General features: G+C 68.3%; 17 protein-coding genes. 7 read left to right on the top strand and 10 right to left on the bottom strand.

The window, feature by feature from the left end; genetic code table 11:
• Position 1 precedes the first annotated feature (1 nt).
• Together treY and treZ are read left to right on the top strand one after the other, a co-directional pair.
• Complete coding sequence (treY, locus tag DYE23_RS13185) at positions 2 to 2,290, top strand: malto-oligosyltrehalose synthase (protein ID WP_115328953.1); 2,289 nt, start codon at positions 2 to 4, stop codon at positions 2,288 to 2,290.
• On the top strand, positions 2,290 to 4,023 hold the full coding sequence (gene treZ / locus DYE23_RS13180) for a malto-oligosyltrehalose trehalohydrolase (protein ID WP_011894490.1): 1,734 nt from the start codon (positions 2,290 to 2,292) through the stop codon (positions 4,021 to 4,023). Before treY ends, treZ begins: the two co-directional genes overlap by 1 nt.
• Positions 4,024 to 4,026: 3 nt before the next feature.
• On the opposite strand, the gene ilvA is transcribed toward treZ, so the two are convergent.
• A complete protein-coding gene (ilvA, locus tag DYE23_RS13175; protein WP_011894491.1) occupies positions 4,027 to 5,316 on the bottom strand; it encodes a threonine ammonia-lyase IlvA in 1,290 nt (429 codons plus the stop codon).
• Positions 5,317 to 5,454: 138 nt separating this feature from the next.
• Here ilvA and DYE23_RS13170 point away from each other — a divergent pair, with 138 nt between their 5' ends.
• Positions 5,455 to 5,685 carry a hypothetical protein gene (locus DYE23_RS13170; RefSeq protein WP_011894492.1) on the top strand — a complete coding sequence of 77 codons (231 nt, stop codon included), beginning with the start codon at positions 5,455 to 5,457 and terminating at the stop codon, positions 5,683 to 5,685.
• Positions 5,686 to 5,707: 22 nt separating this feature from the next.
• Here the strand turns inward: DYE23_RS13170 and dnaE are convergent, their stop codons facing one another.
• From dnaE to lspA, 5 genes are all read right to left on the bottom strand, one after another.
• Positions 5,708 to 9,259: a DNA polymerase III subunit alpha gene (gene dnaE / locus DYE23_RS13165; protein ID WP_115327366.1), complete on the bottom strand. Its 3,552-nt coding sequence runs from the start codon at positions 9,257 to 9,259 to the stop codon at positions 5,708 to 5,710.
• A gap of 72 nt (positions 9,260 to 9,331) precedes the next feature.
• A complete protein-coding gene (locus tag DYE23_RS13160) occupies positions 9,332 to 10,018 on the bottom strand; it encodes a TetR/AcrR family transcriptional regulator (protein WP_115327365.1) in 687 nt (228 codons plus the stop codon).
• Between the two features lie 63 nt (positions 10,019 to 10,081).
• A complete protein-coding gene (gene rarD, locus DYE23_RS13155) occupies positions 10,082 to 10,972 on the bottom strand; it encodes an EamA family transporter RarD (RefSeq protein ID WP_011894495.1) in 891 nt (296 codons plus the stop codon).
• A complete protein-coding gene (locus DYE23_RS13150; protein ID WP_011894496.1) occupies positions 10,969 to 11,898 on the bottom strand; it encodes an RluA family pseudouridine synthase in 930 nt (309 codons plus the stop codon). Before DYE23_RS13150 ends, rarD begins: the two co-directional genes overlap by 4 nt.
• Entirely contained in the window at positions 11,895 to 12,638 is a 744-nt protein-coding gene (gene lspA / locus DYE23_RS13145) for a signal peptidase II (RefSeq protein ID WP_435404787.1), read from the bottom strand. Before lspA ends, DYE23_RS13150 begins: the two co-directional genes overlap by 4 nt.
• A 33-nt stretch (positions 12,639 to 12,671) precedes the next feature.
• Between lspA and DYE23_RS13140 the strand changes: the two genes are divergently transcribed.
• Complete coding sequence (locus DYE23_RS13140; protein WP_115327363.1) at positions 12,672 to 13,574, top strand: asparaginase; 903 nt, start codon at positions 12,672 to 12,674, stop codon at positions 13,572 to 13,574.
• Here the strand turns inward: DYE23_RS13140 and DYE23_RS13135 are convergent, their stop codons facing one another.
• Complete coding sequence (locus DYE23_RS13135) at positions 13,575 to 14,942, bottom strand: DNA polymerase IV (RefSeq protein ID WP_115327362.1); 1,368 nt, start codon at positions 14,940 to 14,942, stop codon at positions 13,575 to 13,577. It lies immediately after the preceding gene.
• A 38-nt stretch (positions 14,943 to 14,980) separates the two neighbouring features.
• Between DYE23_RS13135 and DYE23_RS13130 the strand changes: the two genes are divergently transcribed.
• Positions 14,981 to 15,214: an RNA-binding S4 domain-containing protein gene (locus DYE23_RS13130; RefSeq protein ID WP_013471815.1), complete on the top strand. Its 234-nt coding sequence runs from the start codon at positions 14,981 to 14,983 to the stop codon at positions 15,212 to 15,214.
• Positions 15,215 to 15,227: 13 nt separating this feature from the next.
• Here DYE23_RS13130 and ileS read toward each other — a convergent pair whose 3' ends face one another.
• Positions 15,228 to 18,335, bottom strand: a complete 3,108-nt coding sequence (gene ileS / locus DYE23_RS13125; RefSeq protein ID WP_115328952.1) for an isoleucine--tRNA ligase — start codon at positions 18,333 to 18,335, stop codon at positions 15,228 to 15,230.
• A 249-nt stretch (positions 18,336 to 18,584) separates the two neighbouring features.
• On the bottom strand, positions 18,585 to 19,193 hold the full coding sequence (locus DYE23_RS13120) for a hypothetical protein (protein WP_013471817.1): 609 nt from the start codon (positions 19,191 to 19,193) through the stop codon (positions 18,585 to 18,587).
• A gap of 135 nt (positions 19,194 to 19,328) precedes the next feature.
• On the opposite strand from DYE23_RS13120, the gene DYE23_RS13115 reads away from it, so the two are divergent.
• Complete coding sequence (locus DYE23_RS13115; protein ID WP_013471818.1) at positions 19,329 to 19,703, top strand: hypothetical protein; 375 nt, start codon at positions 19,329 to 19,331, stop codon at positions 19,701 to 19,703.
• A gap of 52 nt (positions 19,704 to 19,755) precedes the next feature.
• The gene (locus DYE23_RS13110) at positions 19,756 to 20,490 is read left to right on the top strand and encodes a hypothetical protein (RefSeq protein ID WP_011894503.1); all 735 of its coding nucleotides are present in this window, start codon (positions 19,756 to 19,758) and stop codon (positions 20,488 to 20,490) included.
• Positions 20,491 to 20,524: 34 nt separating this feature from the next.
• On the opposite strand, the gene lipL is transcribed toward DYE23_RS13110, so the two are convergent.
• On the bottom strand, positions 20,525 to 21,817 hold the full coding sequence (gene lipL / locus DYE23_RS13105) for an esterase/beta-lactamase LipL (RefSeq protein ID WP_115327361.1): 1,293 nt from the start codon (positions 21,815 to 21,817) through the stop codon (positions 20,525 to 20,527).
• Positions 21,818 to 21,855: the final 38 nt, after the last annotated feature.

Here is a 21,855-nt window from a genome sequence, read left to right as displayed (position 1 = left end):
CATGACCGTGCTCTCGACCTACCGCCTGCAGATGCGCGGCCCGGCCAGCGGCGAGGCGTTCACCTTCGCCGACGCCGAGAAGCTCGTCGACTATCTGGCAGACCTCGGGGTCTCCCACCTCTACCTGTCCCCCATCCTGACCGCGGGTGTCGGCTCCAGCCACGGCTACGACGTCACCGACCCGACCACGATCTCCGCCGAACTCGGTGGCCCGGAAGGCTTTGCGCGACTGGCGGCGACGGCGCGCGCGGCCGGCCTGGGACTGATCGTCGACATCGTGCCGAATCACGTGGGCGTCGACGACCCGACCCAGAACGCGTGGTGGTGGGACCTGCTCACCCACGGCCGGAGTTCGACGTACTGCTCTTATTTCGATGTCGACTGGACCCTGGACCCCGACGGCCGAATCGTGTTGCCGGTCCTGGGTTCCGACGACGACGTCGCCGATCTCGAGGTCGACGGCGACGTGCTCCGGCTCGGAGACCGGACATGGCCGATCGCACCGGGCACCGGGGACGGCACCGGCGCGCAGGTGCACGACCGCCAGCACTACAAGCTGATCGGCTGGCGCCACAACGTCTGTGGCTACCGCCGCTTCTTCTCCATCACGTCACTGGCAGGCATCCGCCAGGAGGACCGTGCGGTGTTCGACGCCTCCCACGCCGAGGTGAAGCGATGGTTCGACGAGGGTCTCGTCGACGGAATCCGCATCGACCATCCCGACGGATTATCCGATCCCGCAGGCTATCTCGTCTGGTTGCGCGAGCTCACCGGGCCGGATGCGTGGATCGTGATCGAGAAGATCCTCGCGGTCGACGAGGCCCTGGACACCACGCTGCCCGTGGCCGGGACCACCGGGTACGATGCGTTGCGGGAGAACGGTGGTCTGTTCGTCGACCCCACCGGACTCCGGTCCCTCACCGAACTCGTCGAAGCCGCGGGCGCGACACCGTCCGACGCCGAGCGTGAAGCACGCCGCCTGAAGGTCGAGGCCGTCACGACGACACTGTCCAGCGAGCTCGCCCGGCTGTGCCGCGCCGTGATCGCCGCCACCGGATCCGATCACGAACTGCTCGGGTCCTCGATCGCAGCGCTGCTGAGCCACATCGGTGTGTACCGGTCCGACTATCAGGCGTTGTCGGCGGTGCTGCCCGTCGCGATGTCCGACACCGTGGCCGAGAACCCGGACCTCGCCGAGCCTCTCGCGCTTCTGGCCACGGCACTGGAGGTCAGCGTCGAGGTGTCGGTCCGGCTCCAGCAGCTGTGCGGTGCGGCGACGGCGAAGTCGATGGAGGACTGCCTGTTCTACCGCGATGCCCGGCTGGTGTCGCTCAACGAGGTCGGTGGGGAGCCCGAACGTTTCGGGGTCAGCGCCGCCGAGTTCCACCAGCGCGCCGCCGTGCGGGCACACCTGTGGCCGGACGCGATGACGACGCTGACCACCCACGACACCAAACGCGGTGAGGACGTGCGGGCCCGCATCGGCGTGCTGTCGCAGGTGCCGTCGCTGTGGGCGGAGATGGTGCAGGGCTGGGAGTCGGGCACACCGTCCCCTGACCGGTCGACCGGATTGTTCCTGTGGCAGAACATCTTCGGAGTATGGCCGGCCGATGGCGCGGTGACCGACGAGCATCGGCAGCGCCTGCACGGCTATGCCGAGAAGGCGATCCGCGAGGCGGCACTGCACACCACGTGGAACGACCCCGACGAGGCATTCGAGGGGGCGGTTCACACCTGGCTCGACTCGATCATCGACGGACCGGTCGGCGTCGAGCTCAGCGCGTTGGTCGCCCGCCTCGATCCGCACGGACGCAGTGACGCCCTCGGCCAGAAGCTGATCGCGCTGACCGCGCCCGGCGTCCCGGACATCTACCAGGGCACCGAACTCTGGGAGGACAGCCTGGTCGACCCGGACAATCGTCGGCCGGTCGACTACGGGGCGCGCAGGAAGGCGCTGCAGAGCCTCGACCACCCGAAGATGCGCGTCGTGCGCGCGGCGTTGCAGGCGCGCGCGGAGCGGCCCGATACGTTCCTGTCCGGTGGGCACCGCCCGTTGTCGGCGAGCGGCGAGCACGCCACGCACCTGGTGGCCTATCTGCGCGGGGAGGATGTCCTCGTCGCAGCGAGCCGATGGACGGTGAGACTGGCCGAAACCGGTTGGGGCGCGACGACCCTGACGCTTCCCGACGGCACGTGGACCGACCGGCTGACAGGCGTTACCCACACCGGTGCCGTGCCTGCGGCCGACCTGTTCGCCGACCTTCCCGTCGCACTGCTGGTGAGGACCTGATGACCGACCACGAGTTCGCGGTGTGGGCACCGCTGCCGCAGCGGGTCCGCCTGGACGTCGACGGAACCGCTCATCCGATGACGCGGGACGAGGACGGCTGGTGGCGGGCCACCGTCGACGCGGCCCCGCAGGCCCGCTACGGGTTCCTGCTCGACGACGACCCGGCAGTGTTGCCCGATCCGCGCTCGGCGCGGCAGCCCGACGGCGTCCACGAACGCTCGCAGTTGTGGAGCCCGCCGTCGGACGGCTGGACCGACGCCGGATGGCAGGGTCGCTCGATCGAGGGCGCGGTCATCTACGAGCTGCACATCGGCACCTTCACCCCCGGTGGCACGTTCGACTCAGCCATCGAAAAGCTGGACTACCTGGTCGATCTCGGGGTCGACTTCGTCGAGGTGATGCCGGTCAACGCGTTCAGCGGCACCCACGGCTGGGGCTACGACGGCGTGCTCTGGTACGCGGTGCACGAACCGTACGGCGGCCCCGACGGACTGGTCCGCTTCGTCGATGCCTGCCACGCCCGTGGTCTCGGCGTGCTGATCGACGCGGTCTTCAACCACCTCGGCCCGTCCGGCAACTACCTGCCGAAGTTCGGTCCGTACCTGTCGAGTGGATCGAACCCGTGGGGTGAGTCGATCAACATCGCCGATGCCGGAGCCGACGAGGTGCGCCGCTACATCCTCGACTGCGCGTTGCGCTGGATGCGCGACTTCCACGCCGACGGGCTGCGCCTGGACGCGGTGCATGCGCTGGTGGACACCACCGCGGTGCACATCCTGGAGGAGTTGTCGGCCGAAACCGATTCCCTGGCAACAGAGCTCGGGCGGCCGCTGTCGCTGGTCGCCGAAAGCGACATGAACGATCCCCGGTTGATCACCCCGCGCGACCAGGGCGGCCTGGGAATGACGGCCCAGTGGGACGACGACATCCATCACGCGATCCACTCGGCCGTGTCCGGCGAGCGCCAGGGCTATTACGGGGATTTCGGGGCGGTGGCCACGCTGGCGGACACCCTGCGCCACGGCTACTTCCACGCCGGAACGTTCTCGACGTTCCGGGGCCGGCGCCACGGCCGTCCCCTGGACACGGCGACGATCCCCGCCACCAGGCTGCTGGCCTACACCCTGACCCACGACCAGGTCGGCAACCGGGCGATCGGCGACCGCCCCTCGCAGAACCTGACCACCGGACAGCTGGCCGTCAAGGCTGCGCTGGCGCTCGGATCGCCGTATACCGCAATGCTTTTCATGGGCGAGGAGTGGGCGTCGTCGTCGCCGTTCCAGTTCTTCAGCTCCCATCCCGAGCCGGAGCTGGCCCGCGCCACCGCCGAGGGACGCAAACGGGAGTTCGCCGAGCACGGATGGGACGCCGACGAGATCCCGGATCCCCAAGATCCGGCGACCTTCGAACGGTCCAAGCTGCACTGGGACGAGAAGGACGGCGGTGACCACGCCCGGCTGCTGGGTTTCTACCGGGATCTGATCACCTTGCGACGCAGCGAATCCGACATGGCCGACCCGTGGCTGGACCACCTGCGCGTCGACTACGACGAGGACGCGCGCTGGCTGGTGATGCATCGCGGCGGGCTGTCGATCGCGTGCAATCTCGGCGCCGAACCCGTCGACGTCCCGGTCGCCGGAGACGTCGTGCTGGCCTGGGACGAACCGACGGTCGGGAACGAGACCGCACGTCTGGGCGGTCACAGCGTCGCGGTGCTGCGCCGCACCGGCTAGCGGTCAGGTCAGGTAGCGGTAGGTCGGCGAGCCCGGTTCGAGCAGCTCGATATGGCACTCCGAGGATTGCATGCGTGCGAGCAGACCGTCGAGATCGGAGGCGTTGGCCATCTCGATGCCGACCAGTGCCTCGCCGGTCTCGCGGTTGTTGCGTTTGACGTACTCGAACAGCGTGATGTCGTCGTTGGGGCCGAGGACCTCGTCGAGGAACCTGCGCAGCGCCCCGGGTTCCTGCGGGAAGTCGACGAGGAAGTAGTGCTTGAGACCCAGGTGCACCAGGGAACGCTCGAGCACCTCGCCGTACCGGGAGACATCGTTGTTGCCACCCGAGATCAGGCACACCACGGTGGACCCGGGTTCGATGTCGGCGTCGAGCAACGCGGCCACCGACAGCGCGCCGGCGGGCTCGGCGATGATCCCCTCGTTCTGATACAGACCGAGCATCGCGGTGCACACCGCGCCCTCGTCGACGGTCGTCATCGACACCATGTCCCCCGCCGCCCTCAACGCCTCGAACGGTTTGGCGCCGGCCCGGGCGACGGCGGCGCCGTCGACGAACTGGTCGACGTGCTCCAGCGTCACCGGCGTGCCGTTGGCGAGTGCGGCCACGAACGACGCGGCGCCGGCCGGCTCGACGCCGAGCACCGAGGTGGTCGCCGTCCGCTCCGCGAGATAGGTCGTCATGCCGCTGATGCAGCCGCCGCCGCCGACCGGGACGACGACCAGGTCGGGCTCACTTCCGAGCTCGTCGAGGATCTCGACCGCGATGGTGCCCTGCCCGGCCATGGTGCGCAGGTCGTCGTAGGGCGGAACGAGGGTCGCGCCGGTACGGGCCACGTCGTCGAGGGCCGCCTGCGCCGCCATGTCGTAGGTCTTGCCGCCGACGATCAACTCGATGAAGTCGCCGCCGTGGTAGCGGATCCTGTCGCGCTTCTGCCTCGGGGTCTTCGCCGGAACATAGACGCGGCCGTGGATGCCCATCGAGCGGCACGCCAGCGCGAAGCCCTGCGCGTGGTTGCCCGCCGACGAGCAGACGACACCCGCCGCCTTCTCCTCGGGGGTGAGCTGCATCAGCAGGTTGTAGGCGCCGCGCAACTTGTAGGACCGCACGGCCTGCAGGTCCTCGCGCTTCAGGTACACCGTCGCGCCGGTGATCTCCGAGAGGCGGTCACAGAACTGCAGCGGGGTCCGGCTCACCAGCCCCGAGATTCGCTGGGCGGCCTCGTCGATGTCCGCGGCGCGCAGCGGCGTCGCGGGATCTATCCGGGGACTCTGGCTCAGCTCGGCGGACACCCGACAATGGTGCCACCGCGGACCGGCTCTTCAAAAATGAGTTCCGTCGCCAACCGAATAGTCGAACTAACGAAATAGGTCAGTCCGTAACCCGTGTTTCGGGTGGCCGAAAACTTTACTGAGAGCTATCGTGAATCCATGACGACCGCCGAGCGCTTCCAGGACGCGCAGGCCAGGCCGGCGTCGACGATCTCGATCGCCGGGGTGCCCTGGCCCGCCTACAAGGTGTTTGCCCTGCTGATCGGCGCATTTGTGCTGGTCACCGTGGGTGTCGTGACGGCTTCCGCAGGCCCTGCCGTGCTGTCGGCCGCCGGTGTCACGACGGCGTTGTGGCTCGCGCTCGGCGCTTTCCACCGCTCGTCACGGTAGAGACATTCCCCGCTGAGCCGGTTCAGCCTCCCAGGCAGCCCGGCCCCAGAAGCTCCTTCAGATCACCCATCAACGCCGACGACGGTGTGACCCGCAGCGACTGGTCCAGCTCCAGCGTCGTGATCCGCTCCCCGCTGATCAACCGCAGGTGGACCTGAGCGGTACCCGGATGGCGTGCCAGCACCTGCTTGAGCGCCGTCACCTTGTCCACGGTGCACTGGCGCGTCGGCAGGCTCACCGCCACCGGCCGATTCACCTGGGCACTGGTGAAATCCGGCACGATCAGTTCGTTGGCGATCAGCGAGATCCGGTCGTCGCGTTTGGCCACCTTCGCGCCGACCAGCACCACCACGTCATCGGCGATCTCGGCGCCGAACATCGAGTACGTCTGCGGGAAGAACAGCACCTCGATGCCACCGGAGAGATCCTCGATCTGCGCCGACGCCCAGGGCAGGCCGTTCTTGTTCACGCGGCGGTTGACCGAGGCCAGGATGCCGCCGACGCGCACCTGCGCGTCGTTGGGGATCGCACCCTCCAGGATCGCCGGGATCTGGGTGTCGACCTGCGCGGTCAGCAGATGGGCGATGCCGTTGAGCGGATGGCCGGACACGTAGAGCCCGAGCATCTCGCGCTCGAGGGCCAGCTTGTGCTTGTCCTCCCACTCCTCGTCGGGCACCTTGATCGTGAACGCAGAGTCACCGGTATCCCCGTCATCATCACCCCCGCCGAAGAGGTCGAACTGCCCCATCGCCTCGGCCTTCTTGGTGCCGAGCACCGAGTCGACGGCGTCGGTGTGCACCAGGAACAGGCCTTTGCGGGGATGACCGAGCGAGTCGAACGCACCCGCCTTGATCAGCGACTCCGTCACCTTCTTGGTGCAGGCGGTGATGTCGATCTTGTTGAGGTAGTCGGAGAAGTCGGTGTACTTACCCTTCTCCTCACGTGTACTCACAAGGGAGGCAACGACATTGGCCCCGACGTTGCGCACAGCGCCCAGGCCGAAGCGGATGTCGTTACCGACCGAGGCGAAGTTCTGCACGGATTCGTTGACGTCGGGCGGCAGCACCGTGATGCCGAGACGCCGGCAGTCCGCCAGGTAGATGGCCGCCTTGTCCTTGTCGTCTCCGACCGAGGTGAGCAGGCCCGCCATGTACTCGGCCTGATAGTTCGCCTTCAGATAGGCCGTCCAGTACGACACGAGACCGTAGCCCGCCGCATGCGACTTGTTGAACGCGTAGCCGGCGAACGGAAGGATGGTGTCCCACAGGGCCTTCACCGCGCCCTCGGAGAACCCGTTGGCCGTCATGCCCTCCTTGAAGCCCTTGTACTCGGCCTCGAGCACCTCGAGCTTCTTCTTGCCCATGGCTTTACGCAGCGCATCGGCCTTGCCCATCGAGTACGAGGCAACCTTCTGCGCGATGAACATGATCTGCTCTTGGTAGACGATCAGGCCGTAGGTCTCGGCCAGGATGTCCTTGAGCGGTTCTTCGAGCTCGGGGTGGATCGGCTTGATCGGCTGGCGGCCGTTCTTGCGGTCGGCGTAGTCGTTGTGGGCGTTCATGCCCATCGGACCGGGCCGGTACAGCGCCAGCACGGCGACGATGTCGTTGAACTCGGTCGGCTGCATCCGGCGCAGCAGATCCCGCATCGCGCTGCCGTCGAGCTGGAACACCCCGAGCGTGTCGCCGCGGCCCAGCAGCTCGTAGGCCTTCGGGTCGTCGAGCGCCAGCGACTCCAGGTCGACGTCGACGCCTCTGTTGGCCTTGATGTTCTCGATGCAGTCCCCGATGATCGTCAGGTTCCGCAGCCCGAGGAAGTCCATCTTCAACAGACCGATGGCCTCACACGACGGGTAGTCCCACCCGGTGATCACCGCACCGTCCTGCGGGCGCTTCCACAGCGGGATCGCGTCGATGAGCGGCTCGGAGCTCATGATCACCGCGCAGGCGTGCACACCGGCGTTGCGGACGAGGCCTTCGAGACCCCGGGCGGTCTCGTAGATGGTGCGCACGTCGGGATCGGTGTCGATCAACGCGCGGACCTCGGCGGCCTCCTTGTACCGCTCGTGCGTGGGGTCGGTGATGCCCGAGACCGGGATGTCCTTGGCCATGATCGGCGGCGGTAGCGCCTTGGTGATCCGGTCGGCGATCGCGAAGCCCGGCTGCCCGTAGTGCACGCGGGCCGAATCCTTCAGCGCGGCTTTCGTTTTGATGGTGCCGAACGTGATGACCTGGGCCACCCGGTCGCTGCCCCACTTGTTGGCGGCGTAGCGCAGCATCTCACCGCGGCGACGGTCGTCGAAGTCGATGTCGATGTCGGGAGCCGACGGGCGTTCGGGGTTCAGGAAGCGCTCGAACAGCAGCCCGTGCGGAATCGGGTCGATGTTGGTGATGCCCATCGCGTACGCGACCAGCGAGCCCGCCGCCGAACCGCGGCCCGGCCCGACCCGGATGCCGACGGACTTCGCGTAGTTGATCAGATCGGCCACGATGAGGAAGTAGGCCGGGAAACCCTTGTCGCAGATGACCTTGATCTCGTAGTCGGCGCGCTCGATGTACTCCGGCGGCACCTGCCCGCCCGCCGCGGCGCTGAAGCGGCGCTCCAGCCCCGCCATCACCTCGTGGGTGAGCCACGACCCCTGATCGTGCCCCTCGGGCACCGGGAAGACCGGCATCCGGTCCTTCGGCGCCCACACGTCGGTGTAGGGCTGCACCCGTTCGGCGATCAGCAGCGTCGAATCGCACGCACCCGGCACCTGGCCGTCCCACAGCGCGCGCATCTCCGCCGCGGACTTCAGGTAGTAGCCGTCGCCGTCGAACTTGAAGCGGTTGGGATCCGACAGCGTCTTGCCGGTCTGGATGCACAGCAGCGCCTCATGGTTCTGGGACGCGTCGCGGGTGACGTAGTGGCAGTCGTTGGTGGCCAGCGGCGGGATGCCGAGCTTCTGACCGATCTCCAGCAGGCCCTCGCGGACCCGGCGCTCGATGTCGAGGCCGTGATCCATCAACTCCAGGAAGAAGTTCTCCGGGCCGAAGATCTCGCGCCATCGGGCGGCGGCCTCGAGAGCCTCGCGGTCGTGGCCCAGTCGCAGCCGCGTCTGTACTTCCCCCGACGGGCAACCGGTGGTGGCGATGATGCCCTCGGCGTGCTCGGCGATGATCTCGGCGTCCATCCGGGACCACTTGCCGAGCTGACCCTCGAACGACGCCAGCGACGACAGCTTGAACAGGTTGCGCAACCCGGTCGCGTTCTCGGCGACCATCGTCATGTGCGTGTAGGAGCCGCTGCCCGACACGTCGTCACTCTTCTGACCCGGGTCGCCCCACAGCACCCGCTTGGTGTCGAACCGCGACGCGGGCGCGATGTAGGCCTCGATGCCGATGATCGGCTTGATCCCGGTGTCGGTGGCGGCGTTGTAGAACTCGCTGGCGCCGAACATGTTTCCGTGGTCGGTCATCCCGATCGCGGGCATCTCCAGCCGCTGCGCCTCGGCCAGCATCGGCTTCACCTTCGCGGCGCCGTCCAGCATCGAGTACTCGGTGTGGTTGTGGAGATGCACGAATGACCCGCTCATAGGGTCGCCAGTCTATGGCCGCGCACCGACACCGCTCGGCGTGTCGCGGCGACGTGTCTCGCGTTGGTCAGATCACGCGTCGGCAGGCGCCCGGAGGGCACCGTCCAGCAATCCGCTGTCGAGCACGGACAGCAATTGCCTGGCAACTTCGGGGACGCCGTCGACGCCGATGTCCGCCGTGAGCATGCGCGCATGGAAGCCGAGCCCCCAGAAGACCGCCGCGAGCATGTCGGCCACCGCATGGGGATCGTGTCCGGCAGGCAGTTCGCCCCTGGCGGCGGCTGCGAGGACGACGGCGTCGTAGAAGTCGTGCACGGTCGAGACGATGTCGGTGGCCGCCCCGCGGCCCTCACCGGTGCCGATGCGGGCACCGTGGTGATCGATCCGCGCGGTCACCACCAGCTTCATCATCGCCGGCTCGGCGACTGCCAGCCGGTTCATCTCCGCCATGAACGCGGCCAGTTGCCCCCGCAGCGAGTCCTGCCCGGCGGCCGCCGCGGCGCACCGGCCGAGACGCTCGCACACATCGGCGAGCAGTGCGTCGTAGAGGTCTTCCCGTGTCGCGAAGTAGTAGTGCAGCGTCGGGCGGCTCACTCCCGCCCGCTGCGCGATCTGCTGGAACGTCGTCGCCTGATAGCCGCGCTCGGCGATGATGTCCCGCGCCGCGGCCAGCACGGTCCTGCGCGTCTGCTCGGAGTCGGCGCCCACCGGACGACCGCGTTTGCGACCCGCGGATACCGAGAGCGTCTCATTCTCCACGGGCAAACGTTAGGACATAGCTACTGACGGGTCAACAACCCCGCGCGCAAAGACCGTCAGGCGCTAGGCCACCGGCGTCGCGGAGACACGCCGATCAGCCCGCGCGCGGCGCACCGCGTCGACGGTGAACACCGCCAGCGCGACCCAGATCAACGCGAAACCGAACCACCGCATCGGCGGCATCGGCTCCCCGCCCACCAGCACCCCCCACGTGAGCTGCATCGTCGGCGTCACGTAGAACAGCAAACCCAGCGTGACCATCGGAAGCAGTTGCGCCGCCCTGGCGAACAACAACAGCGGAAGCGCGGTGAGCACACCCGCCAGGATCAGCAGCGCGACATGCCCGCCGCCGTGACCGGTCAGCGTGCCGCCCCCGCCGCTCTGGAGTGCCACGAGGTAGGCGACCGCGAACGGCGTCGCGATCGCCGCCTCGATCCCGACACTGACGCGCGGATCGGTCGGCACGAGCTTCTTGACCAATCCGTACAGACCGAACGACAACGCCAGACCGAGGCCGACCACGGGCGGCTCCCCGAGCTGAATCGTCAGGACCACCACCGCGACCACCGCGATCGCCAGCGCGGAACCCTGCCAGCGGTTCAGCTTCTCCCGGAAGATCACCAGCCCCAGCGCGATCGACACCAGCGGATTGATGAAATAGCCCAGCGCGGCGTCGACGACGTGTCCGTTGTTCACCGCGTACACGTAGATCAGCCAGTTGGCCGCGATCAGTGCCGACGCCGCGGTCAGCAGCAGCCAGGTCCGGCCGCTGATCGCGGCGATGTCGCGCATCCGGCGCACCGCGGCCACCACCACGACCATCAGCACGAAGCTCCAGATGATGCGGTGCGCGAGGATCTCGAGCGCACCGGCGGGCTTGAGCAGTGGGAAGAAGGCGGGGAACAGCCCCCACATCACATAGGCACCGGCCCCGAAGAACAGGCCCGTCCTCACCGGTCGTGCCGGCGCAGCACGTCCAGCGCGTGCTGCAGATCCGCCGGGTACGGGCTGGTGAACTCGACCCGGCGCCCGTCGGCGGGATGGGCGAAGGCCAGCGAGCGGGCGTGCAGCCACTGACGTTCGAGCCCGAGCTTCTTGGCCAGCGTGGGGTCGGCCCCGTAGGTCAGGTCCCCACAACAGGGATGGTGCAGCGCCGCGAAGTGGACCCGGATCTGGTGGGTGCGGCCGGTTTCCAGCTCGATGTCGAGCAGGCTCGCCGCCTGGTGGGCCTCCAGCGTGTCGTAGTGCGTGATGCTGTGCCTGCCGTCCTCGACGACGGCGAACTTCCAGTCGTGACCGCGATGCCGGCCGATCGGCGCGTCGATGGTGCCGCTGGACGGATCCGGATGTCCCTGCACGAGCGCGTGATACCGCTTCTCGACGGTGCGCTGCTTGAAAGCACGCTTGAGCACCGTGTAGGCCCGCTCGGACAGCGCGACCACCATCACCCCGGACGTGCCGACGTCGAGTCGGTGCACGATGCCCTGTCGTTCGTGGATGCCCGACGTGCTGATCCGGAAGCCGGCAGCGGCCAACCCGCCGAGAACGGTCGGACCGTGCCAGCCGACGGTCGCGTGCGCGGCCACCCCCGGGGGTTTGTCGACCGCGACGATGTCATCGTCGCTGTAGAGGATGCCCATACCCTCGATGTCGACCGGAGTGTTCTCCACCGGGGCCGGCGGCGGGGGCAGCCGGACCTCCAGCCAGGCTCCGGCGACGAGCTTGTCCGACTTCGCGGCCGGGGCGCCGTCGATGTCGACGCCACCCTCCTCGGCGATCGCGGCGGCCGCCGTGCGCGAGAGCCCCAGCAGACGGGCCAGCCCGGCGTCCACCCGCATGCCGGCCAGGCCGTCGGGCACCGGCATCGACCGGGTCGTCATCCTTGCCCGGACTCGGCGTCCGGCTGGCGCCTCCCGACGGTGTCGTCTGCGTCGTCCGGCTGGCGCCTCCCGACGGTGTCGTCTGCGTCGTCCGGCTGGCGCCTCCCGACGGTGTCGTCTGCGTCGTCCGGCTGGCGCCTCCCGACGGTATCGTCTGCGTCGTCCGGCTGGCGCCTCCCGACGGTGTCGAAGTCGAACCCGAACAACGACAACACCACCAGCAGGATCGCGCCGCCGACCACCGCCGGATCGGCCACGTTGAACACCGGCCACCACCCGATCGACAGGAAGTCGACGACGTGCCCGCGCAGCGGTCCGGGTGAGCGGAAGAACCGGTCCACCAGATTGCCCAGCGCGCCGCCGAGGATCATGCCGAGGCCCAGCGCCCACCACGGCGACACCAGCCGGCGCCCCATCCACACGATGCCGATCACGACGCCCGTCGCGACCAGGGTCAGCACCCACGTGTAGCCGGTGGCCATCGAGAACGCCGCCCCCGAGTTACGCACCAGCGTCCACGTCACCGTGTCGCCGATGATCGAGACCGGCTGGCCGGGGGTCAGCAGCTTGACCGCGAGCACCTTGGTGACGATGTCGGCCACGAGCACCACCGCCGCGACCCCGAGCAGCAGGCGGAGCCGGCGCCGTACCGGCGGCTGCACGCCCTCACCCGGCTCGGCCGTGCCCTCACCCGTCGTGGGTTCGACCGGGCTCGAAGATTCATCCGTCACGCCCACCATCATCGCAAAGCGTGGTGGGGAAGAATGCCGGCCATGGGCCGCCTCGTCGTCATCGCCACCGGGGGCACGATCTCGACCAGCTCCGATGCCGACGGCGTGAAACGTCCCACCCGGTCCGGAGCCGACCTCACCGCGGGCCTCGACGTCGAGGTCGTCGACGCGCTGTCGGTCGACAGTTCCGCGCTGACCCCGTCCGACTGGGATCTGATCTCCGCCGCCGTGCGGCAGGCCGCGAGCGCGGAAACCACCGACGGGATCGTCGTGCTGCACGGCACCGACACGATGGAGGAGACCGCGCTGTGGCTGGAGCTCACCTACGACGGGGCGCCGCCGGTGGTGCTCACCGGCGCGCAACGCAGCGCCGATGACCCCGACGCCGACGGCCCCGCGAACCTGCGCGACGCGCTGACGCTGGCCGCACTTCCCGAACTGCGCGGCGCCGGCGTCGTGGTCAGCTTCGCCGGCGCGGTGTTCGAGGCGCTCGGTGTGCACAAGGTCGCGACCACCGACCCCCAGAGCTTCGCCGGACGGCACCTCACCGGCCACCGGACGCGCCCCTACCTCGGCCGCGTCGACGCCGCGAGCGCACCGCGGGTCGACATCGTCGCCGCCTACCCGGGGGCCGACACGGCGGCGCTGGACGCGTGCGTGGCGGCGGGGGCGCGCGGAATCGTGCTGCAGGCCATGGGTTCCGGCAACGCGGGGCGCGAGCTGATCGACGGGGTGCGGCGGCACTGCCGCGCCGGGGTGGCCGTGGTGGTGTCGACCCGCGTCCCCGGCGGGCCGGTGCGGCCCGGGTACGGACCGGGCCGCGACCTGGTCGACGCCGGAGCAGTGGTCGCCCCGAGCCTGCGCCCACCGCAGGCGCGGGTGCTGCTGATGGCTGCGCTGGCCACCGGCGCACCGATCGGCGACACCTTCACGCGGTGGGGCTGATCAGGTGTCGGACCGGGTCATCTCGGCGACGTAGTCCGGCCAGTCCAGGCTGTCGACCGGGTTGGCACGTGACAGGGCGGGGTCGTCCTCACGGAACGTGCGCGCGGGGCCGGGCCCCGTGCCGCGGGTCTCGAACCGCACCGTCATGACGCCGTGCCCGGCGCCCTGCACCCAGCCGTGCCCGAACTCCGTGTGGGAGACGTCGTCACCGACGCGCCATGCGGGTTCGACGTGGGGCGTCGCGGACGACAGCGGGGAGGACAACGGGCCCAGGCTGGTCAGCTCCTCGGTCGTCGCCGATTCCAGCTCCGGGAACAGCGACTCCTGCTGGATGTCCGACAGGCCCGAGAAGCCGATACCGACGAGGCGGATCGGGCCGATGTCCACAGGATCGAGGAGGAGCCGGTGCGCGGTCGCGATCAGCGTGCCCGCGTCGGTCGTCGCGTACGGCAGCCTCGCCGATCTGGTCAGCGTGCTCATGTCGGATTTCTTCAGCTTGACCGTCACTGTGCGCGCCCCGCGGCCGTCCTTGAGCAACCTGCGGTGGGCGTGCTCCCCGATCGGGGCCGCCGCATCCCGGAGCTGCCGCAGCGTCGTGAGGTCCTCGGGGAACGTCGACTCCGCGCTGATCTGTTTGGCCGGCGCGTTCTCGGTGACCGGCCGGTCGTCGATCCCGCGGGCCAGCCGGTGCAGCGCGGGCCCGACGGTCGGACCCAGGATGTTGGCCACCTCGGTGTCCGACAGCGCCGCGAACCCGCCGATGGTGTCGATGCCCAGGCGGTGCAGTTTCTCCTCGGCCACCGGGCCGATGCCCCACAACCGCCGGACCGGAAGGTCGTCGAGCAGCGCCCGCTCGTCAGCGTGCGCGATCACCGTCACGCCGTCGGGCTTCGCGAGTCCCGACGCGATCTTGGCGATCTGCTTGCCCGACCCGGCGCCGACCGAGGCGACCAGCCCGGTCACCGCCGTCACCTCGGCACGTAACGCCTGACAGAAATCCGCCACCTCACCGGCCGACGCGCCGGCGAGTGCGACAGGCTCACCGAACGCCTCGTCGAAGGAAAGCTGTTCGAGCACCGGCACTCTCGCACGCACCGTCTCGAACACCCGTCGGCTCGCCAACCCGTAGACCACACCGCGCGGCGGCAGGACCACCGCGCCGGCACCGACGAGGCGACGGGCCTGATGCATCGGCATCGCCGACCGCGCGCCGAAGACCCGGGACTCGTAGCTCGCTCCGGCCACCACGCCGCGGCCCCCGAGACCGCCGACCAGAACCGGCCGGCCCCGCAGCGTCGGACGGGTCAGCTGCTCCACCGACGCGAAGAACGCGTCCATGTCCAGGTGAAGGACCCATCGAGCGGCCACGCCTGCCGATGCTAGGGCGTGCCGATACCGTGGCCGCCATGGCACACCCGAGCGGCGAACCGTCCGAGGTCGCGATCCGCGACGACACGATCCGGCTCGGCCAGTTCCTCAAGCTGGCGAACCTGATCGACTCCGGCGCGGACGCCAAGACGGTGATCGCCGACGGCGAGGTCACCGTGAACGGCGAGGTCGAGCGTCGTCGCGGCCGGCAGCTGCACCCCGGCGACGTCGTCGGGCTCGCCGGCCACCGCGCGCGCGTCGCACGGAGCTGAACCGAACCGGGGGTCACGCCTTGGCGATCGCCACCCGCACGCCGTCGCCGATCTCCGTCGCCCCGTCGGGCTCACCGAACTCGAAGCTGGTCGCGAGGATCTCCCCCGCGATCAGGTCACGATGGGTCTGCGCCCACTGCTGATGGGTCGAGGGCACCGACATCACCACCGAGATCCGGTCGGAGACGTCGAGCCCCGTCGACTTGCGCAGTTCCTGCAGCTCCCTGATCCGGTCCTTGGCCCAGCCCTCGGCCTCCAGCTCCGGGGTGACCGTGCCGTCGAGGACCACCAGCCCGGCGCCGCCGGGTAGTGCCGCGGTGAACGCCTCGTCGGCGGCCACCAGCTTGGAGCTGAACTCCTCGGGGAGCAGCACCGCAGGACCGGCGGTGAGCGTGCCGTCATCGTTGACGACGGCCTCGCCGGCCTTGACGGCCTTGATCGCGGCCTGCACGTCCCTGCCGATGCGCGGTCCCGCGACGCGCGCGTTGACCGCCAGCTCGAACCGCCCGTGCGCGGCGATGTCATCGGTCAGCTCCACCGCCTTGACGTTGAGCTCGTCGGCGATCAGATCCCGGTACGGCTCAAGGCGTCCCGGATCCTGCACCGCGACGGTCAGCTTCAGCAGCGGCAGCCGGACACGCAGCTTCTGGGCCTTGCGCAGAGACGACCCCGCCGAGGCGACATCGCGCACCAGGTCCATGTCGGCGACCAGCCGCGGGTCCGCGGGCAGCACTCCCGCCTCGGGCCAGTCGGTCAGGTGCACCGACCTCTCCCCTGTGACACCACGCCAGATCACCTCGGTGATCAGCGGCAGCAGCGGCGCCGCCAGCCGTCCGGTCACCTCCAGCACGGTGTGCAGTGTGTCGATCGCGTCGGCGTCCTCGTCCCAGAACCGCGAACGTGACCGGCGCACATACCAGTTCGTCAGCGCCTCGGTGAACTGGCGCAGCTGATCGCAGGCCTGCGAGATGTCGCAGACATCCAGCGACGCGGTCAGATCGTCGCGCAGCTGTGCGAGCTTGGCCAGGATGTAGCGGTCCAGGACGTGGGTCGAGTCGGTGCGCCACGTCCCCTTCTCCGGTGCGTACAGCGCCAGGAAGGTGTAGGCGTTCCACAGCGGTAGCAGCACCTGGCGCACGCCCTCGCGGATGCCCTGCTCGGTGACGATCAGATTGCCGCCGCGCAGGATCGGCGACGCCATCAGGAACCAGCGCATCGCGTCGGAGCCGTCACGGTCGAACACCTCGGAGACGTCGGGGTAGTTGCGCAGCGACTTGCTCATCTTCTGGCCGTCGTTGCCCAACACGATGCCGTGCGACACGCACGTGCGGAAGGCCGGCCGGTCGAACAGCGCGGTGGCCAGCACGTGCAGCGTGTAGAACCAGCCGCGGGTCTGGCCGATGTACTCGACGATGAAGTCGCCCGGGTAGTGCGACTCGAACCACTGCTGGTTCTCGAACGGATAGTGCACCTGCCCGTACGGCATCGACCCCGAGTCGAACCACACGTCGAGCACGTCCTCGATGCGGCGCATCGTGGATCTGCCGGTCGGGTCGTCGGGATTGGGGCGGGTGAGCTCGTCGATGAACGGCCGGTGCAGATTGTCCGGCCGCACCCCGAAATCACGTTCCAGCTCGTCGAGGCTGCCGTAGACATCGATGCGGGGGTAGGCGGGATCGTCGGACTTCCACACCGGAATCGGGGTGCCCCAGTACCGGTTCCGCGAGATCGACCAGTCGCGCGCGCCCTGCAGCCACTTACCGAACTGCCCGTCCTTGACGTGCTCGGGATACCAGGTGATCTCCTGGTTCAGCTCGACCATCCGGTCGCGGAACTGGGTCACCTTGACGAACCACGACGACACGGCGCGGTAGATCAACGGGTTGCGGCAGCGCCAGCAGTGCGGGTAGGAGTGCTCGTAGCTGTCGTGCCGCAGCAGCACCGCCCCGTTGGTCGCCGCAGCCCCGGTGCCGTTCTTCAGGTCGCGGATGATCTGCGGGTTGGCGTCGAAGACGTGCTGGCCGGCGTAGTCCGGCACACTCGCGTCAAACCGTCCTTTCGCGTCGACCGGTGTCACTGCGTCGATGCCGCCGGCCTGGGCGGTGGCCATGTCGTCCTCGCCGTACGCCGGCGACATGTGCACCAGGCCGGTGCCGTCCTCGGTACTGACGAACTCGGCTGGAAGCACCCGAAAGGCGTTGGGCGAGTCCATGAAATACGGGAACGGCGGCACGTAGCCCACGTCGAGCAGGTCGGCCCCCCGATAGGTCGCGACCACGGCCGGCTCCTCGCCGAACTCGCGGGCGTATGCGGCCAGCCGCGCCTCGGCCAACACGTAGCGCCGACCGTCGGACTCCACGACTACATACGTGACGTCGGGATTGACCGCGACCGCCTGGTTGGACGGCAGCGTCCACGGGGTCGTCGTCCAGACCAGGAGGTAGGCGCCCTCAAGCTCGCCGGAACTGATCCGGAAGCCCACCGTGAGCGCCGGGTCCTGCCGGTTCTGGTAGACGTCGTCGTCCATCCGGAGTTCGTGGCTGGACAGCGGCGTCTCGTCGTTCCAGCAGTACGGCAGGACGCGGTTGCCCTCGTAGGCGAGCCCCTTGTCCCAGAGCTGCTTGAACACCCAGATCACCGACTCCATGAAGCCGATGTCGAGGGTCTTGTAATCGTTGTCGAAGTCGACCCAGCGCGCCTGGCGTGTCACATAGTCACGCCACTCGTCGGTGTACTTGAGCACCGAGGCGCGGCAGGCGTCGTTGAACTTCTCGATGCCCATCTGTTCGATCTGCGCCTTGTCGGTGATGCCGAGTTGGCGCTGCACCTCGAGCTCGGCGGGCAGACCGTGGGTGTCCCACCCGAACCGGCGCTCGACCTTGTAGCCCCGCATCGTGCGGTAGCGCGGGACGATGTCCTTGACGTAGCCCGTCAGCAGATGACCGTAGTGCGGGAGGCCGTTGGCGAACGGCGGGCCGTCGTAGAAGACGAACTCCGGGGCACCGTCGCGCTGCGCGATGCTCGCGCGGAAGGTGTCGTCGCTGTCCCAGTACTGCAGCACCTCGGCTTCGAGCCCCGGAAACTTCGGAGCGCCGGAAGTGGGTTTGGGATATGCGGTCACGTCGTGCGTCTCCTGTGCCATTCGAACAACCAGGCACGGGGACGAACGTCGCGCCGGTGCGCGAGCGCCGCGGTACCACCCCGCTTGCGCACAGAGATCGTGCGCCGCTCAAATCAGGGCGGTGACGGGCCCGACCGTTCGGTTCTACTGGGCCACGATCGGCTCGACGATGACGTCGCGGCTGTTCTTCCGAAGGCTCCCCGGTGATGGCCGGATCGACGCCGATGGAGACAGCTTAGCGGCGCCCGGTCACAGGGGCGCGGACGCGTCCGAGGTGATGTCGATGACGGCCTGGGGGAACTGCTCGGCCATCTCTTCGATCGAGTACGGGTCGAAGCGCTGCGCGTCGTACCACCAGTCGATCTGCAGTCCGCCGTCGAGGCGTTGCACCCGGAGCTCCAGTGCGCGTCCGGCGGGCGCGTCGAGAAGAGACCCGACGGAGACGTTCAACAACACGTCCGCGGGCTCCGCGCTGCGGCGCGGTGAGGACACGAGTGCGGTGTGGGCGCTCTGCAGGATGTCGGTGGGAGAAAGCGCCGGGTCAGCCGAGCAGAAGATGGCCGCGGGCTGACTGAGCCAACGGTTGCCACCGGTGACGTCGATGGTGATGTTTCCCTCGCCACGGGTCCTGCCCAGCGTGCGGCCCAAGGCGGCGAGCAGGATCTCCTCGATGGGAACTCCGAGCCATTCGGCGGATGCTTCGACTTCCTCGGTCAGTTCAGACGACGGAGTGGTGCTGAACTTCTCTAGCTGATGAGGCAACGCGTCGATCGAAGAGTGATCGAAGACATCCAGCGCTGCCGGCGCGGAGCGGAGAGGCCGTTGTTTGACCTCACCCGTGATGTATGGAGCGACCATGGCCTTACCGTACAGCGAATGTCCCAAAATTGGGAGAAAGCTCCCAAAACTGTGACGACTGGGTCGCTAAGGGGTCGGTCGATTATTTGCCGGGAGGGTGTGCCCACAGCGGGGATCAGGCGATATGGTGTTCCCATGCCCCGCACGGATGAGAACGGCAGACAGCTCAAAGCGCTGCTCGACTATCTCCTGGACGGAGAAATCGACACCAAAGATATATTTGACGCACTCGGAATTTCCAGCAGCACTTATTACCGCCGAATTAAAGAAGCGGATTATCCGAATGCCGAGGAACTTCGCCTCGTGGCCGACCGCTTTTCGCTTAGCTATCCGGATTTACAAATTCAATTCGGCCTGATGAGTCGGCAGGAGGTGTGGCAGTACGTCGAGGCGACGGGATCCGCAGCCCACGCGGTCGTTACACTACCCGAGACCTCTGTAAAGGCTGGTACAACGCAACGCACAAGGTTGGCTGATCTGACGCCCCGCCTGGATGCTCCCCCGCTGTAGCCGCTCGCCGGCACACAATTTGCTGAAATCGTCCGCCTGAAAGCGAAATTCCATGGCACTGGCCTCACTCATCGTGATCACACTTCTGTGTATCGCGTGGAGCCTGTGGATTCGTCGCGTCACATGGTCGTGTCGCTGGGAAGTCGCCGCGACACTGAATATCGCATTACAAGGTGCGGCGGTATTGCTGATGTCGCCGCTGGCGTCGCAGACGCTCGGCCCGTGGCTGTACTCGATGACCGGCAAGTGGAACCTGGAGGACTACCTCGGGCACGATTGCTACATCGTCGCCGCGTCGGCCGTTGTGTACAACACGGTCGGCAGACTTGAGCGGGACGACGCAATGCAGCAACGGTTCCGGCGACACGTCGAACTGCCCGCGACCCTGTGCATCCCGCTACTACTCGCCGCCTTCTGGCTCGGCAACGGCGCCGCGATCTACCGCCCCGACTTCTTCGACGTGCCGACCGATCTGTGGCTCAACCTGTACTGGCTGATGCTGTGCGGGATGTTGATCTACCTTCTCGGCTACGGCTCGCGGGCACTGCTGATACTGCGCACCGATCCCCGGTCGCGCCCGATCGCCAATGTGTATCTCTTCGCGTCGGTGATGGGCATCCTCGCCTGTCTGGTCCGCGTCATCACCGCGTTCGTCCCAGCCCTGCAGACAGTACAGGGAAGCACTCTGGTCTGGATTTTTGCGTGTGCCTGCGGTGCGGGCTTCGCACTGACCTCGGCGCATTCGTGGCGGATCAAGACGAAGTGGTTCTCGAACGCCGCCAGGTAGTCCGACCGGCGCCCTCGTCGAACGAGGCGACCGGTTACACCGCGGCGGCGGCGACGCCGCTGAACGGGGAGCCGTACTCACGCACCCGGCGATAACCGTTCTTCCGGGCCTGGGAGGCTCCGCGGCGAAGTAGCGCAGCCGTCGCGACGAAGCCGGCCTGATCACTGACCACCATCGGTGTCAGCAAACGATTGTGGACGAATCCGAACGCCAGGCCGGTCTCCGGATCGGCCCACCCCAGCGAACCCCCGAGGCCCACATGGCCGAAACCGGGAAGGAGACCGGGGATCGGTAGACCGTGGTATCCGAGATGGAACGACAGCGGCATCACCATGCTGTGGTCCAACCGCAGGCTCCGCCGTCCGGCGAGGGCCGCGGTCGTCTCCCGCGACAGATACTGCAGGCCGTCGATTCGGCCTTCGTTGGCGATCGCGCCGTACATACGCGCCAGCGCACGGGCCGTGGCGACGCCGTTCGCGGCCGGAATCTCGCCGTCGAGCAGCGGCGTGTCGCCCTGCACGAAGCTCTTCACACCCGGGAAATACATCGCCCCGAACCCCGCCGAGAACGGCAGCGCGGCGATGTGTGGCGCGACGGCGTTGAAGATCGGGTTCTGCAGACGGGTCTGCGGGCCGATGATGCGCGCCGGCTGGGTCGGCGCCTGCACCGGCGGGCGCCCCAGGTGGATGCCGTCGGTGTTGAGCGGTGCGGCCACCTCGGTACGGATGAGTTCGCGCATACCCGTCCCGGTGACCGACCGGGCCAGACCCGAGAGCAGCCAGCCGAACGTGAAGGCGTGATAGGCCGGGCGTCCGACGAGCCAGCTCGCCGGCGCGGCCGCGAGCCGCTCCTCCATCACGAGGTGGTCCATCAGGTCGGTCTTCGCCGCGCCGTTGAGTTGCGACAGGCCGGCGCGATGCCGCATCAACTCGCGCACCGTGATCGTCGACTTGCCGTTGACGCCGAACTCGCGCCAGTACTCGGCGACCGGGGCGTCGTAATCGATCAGGCCGCGATCGGCGAGGCGGTGGATGACGGTGGCGGCCACACCCTTGGTCGCCGAGAAGACCATCGGTGCGGTGTCGGCCGTCCAGCGGCGCTTGCCCCTGCGGTCGGCCCAGCCGGTCCAGACGTCGACGACGGGCTCACCGTTGAGGTACACCGCCAGTGCGCCGCCGCCGAACCTGCGGTGCGGGAACATCTGCGCGAACGCGCGGACCGCACAGGTGAAGTTGGGATCGGCAGCGCCTTGGACGCCGCGGGGCAGATGCCCACCGTGGCCGTGTGAGAGCGCCTCATCGCGCTCCCGGGAGTTGACGCCCGTCACAGTTTGAATTTACCCCGCCCCAGGGCAAACAATCTCGC

This window comes from Mycolicibacterium gilvum (assembly GCF_900454025.1).
GTDB lineage: Bacteria > Actinomycetota > Actinomycetes > Mycobacteriales > Mycobacteriaceae > Mycobacterium > Mycobacterium gilvum.
The sequence above is the reverse complement of the archived record's forward strand: the minus strand, read 5'-3'. Positions and strand labels throughout refer to the sequence as shown.

What these genes read in the sequence shown, in the direction of transcription:
- treY (WP_115328953.1), top strand. Translation starts at nt 2, where the DNA reads ATGACCGTGCTCTCGACCTACCGCCTGCAGATGCGCGGCCCGGCCAGC.
- treZ (WP_011894490.1), top strand. Translation starts at nt 2,290, where the DNA reads ATGACCGACCACGAGTTCGCGGTGTGGGCACCGCTGCCGCAGCGGGTC.
- DYE23_RS13170 (WP_011894492.1), top strand. Translation starts at nt 5,455, where the DNA reads ATGACGACCGCCGAGCGCTTCCAGGACGCGCAGGCCAGGCCGGCGTCG.
- dnaE (WP_115327366.1), bottom strand. Translation starts at nt 9,259, where the DNA reads ATGAGCGGGTCATTCGTGCATCTCCACAACCACACCGAGTACTCGATG.
- DYE23_RS13150 (WP_011894496.1), bottom strand. Translation starts at nt 11,898, where the DNA reads ATGACGACCCGGTCGATGCCGGTGCCCGACGGCCTGGCCGGCATGCGG.
- lspA (WP_435404787.1), bottom strand. Translation starts at nt 12,638, where the DNA reads ATGGTGGGCGTGACGGATGAATCTTCGAGCCCGGTCGAACCCACGACG.
- DYE23_RS13140 (WP_115327363.1), top strand. Translation starts at nt 12,672, where the DNA reads ATGGGCCGCCTCGTCGTCATCGCCACCGGGGGCACGATCTCGACCAGC.
- DYE23_RS13130 (WP_013471815.1), top strand. Translation starts at nt 14,981, where the DNA reads ATGGCACACCCGAGCGGCGAACCGTCCGAGGTCGCGATCCGCGACGAC.
- DYE23_RS13120 (WP_013471817.1), bottom strand. Translation starts at nt 19,193, where the DNA reads ATGGTCGCTCCATACATCACGGGTGAGGTCAAACAACGGCCTCTCCGC.
- DYE23_RS13115 (WP_013471818.1), top strand. Translation starts at nt 19,329, where the DNA reads ATGCCCCGCACGGATGAGAACGGCAGACAGCTCAAAGCGCTGCTCGAC.
- DYE23_RS13110 (WP_011894503.1), top strand. Translation starts at nt 19,756, where the DNA reads ATGGCACTGGCCTCACTCATCGTGATCACACTTCTGTGTATCGCGTGG.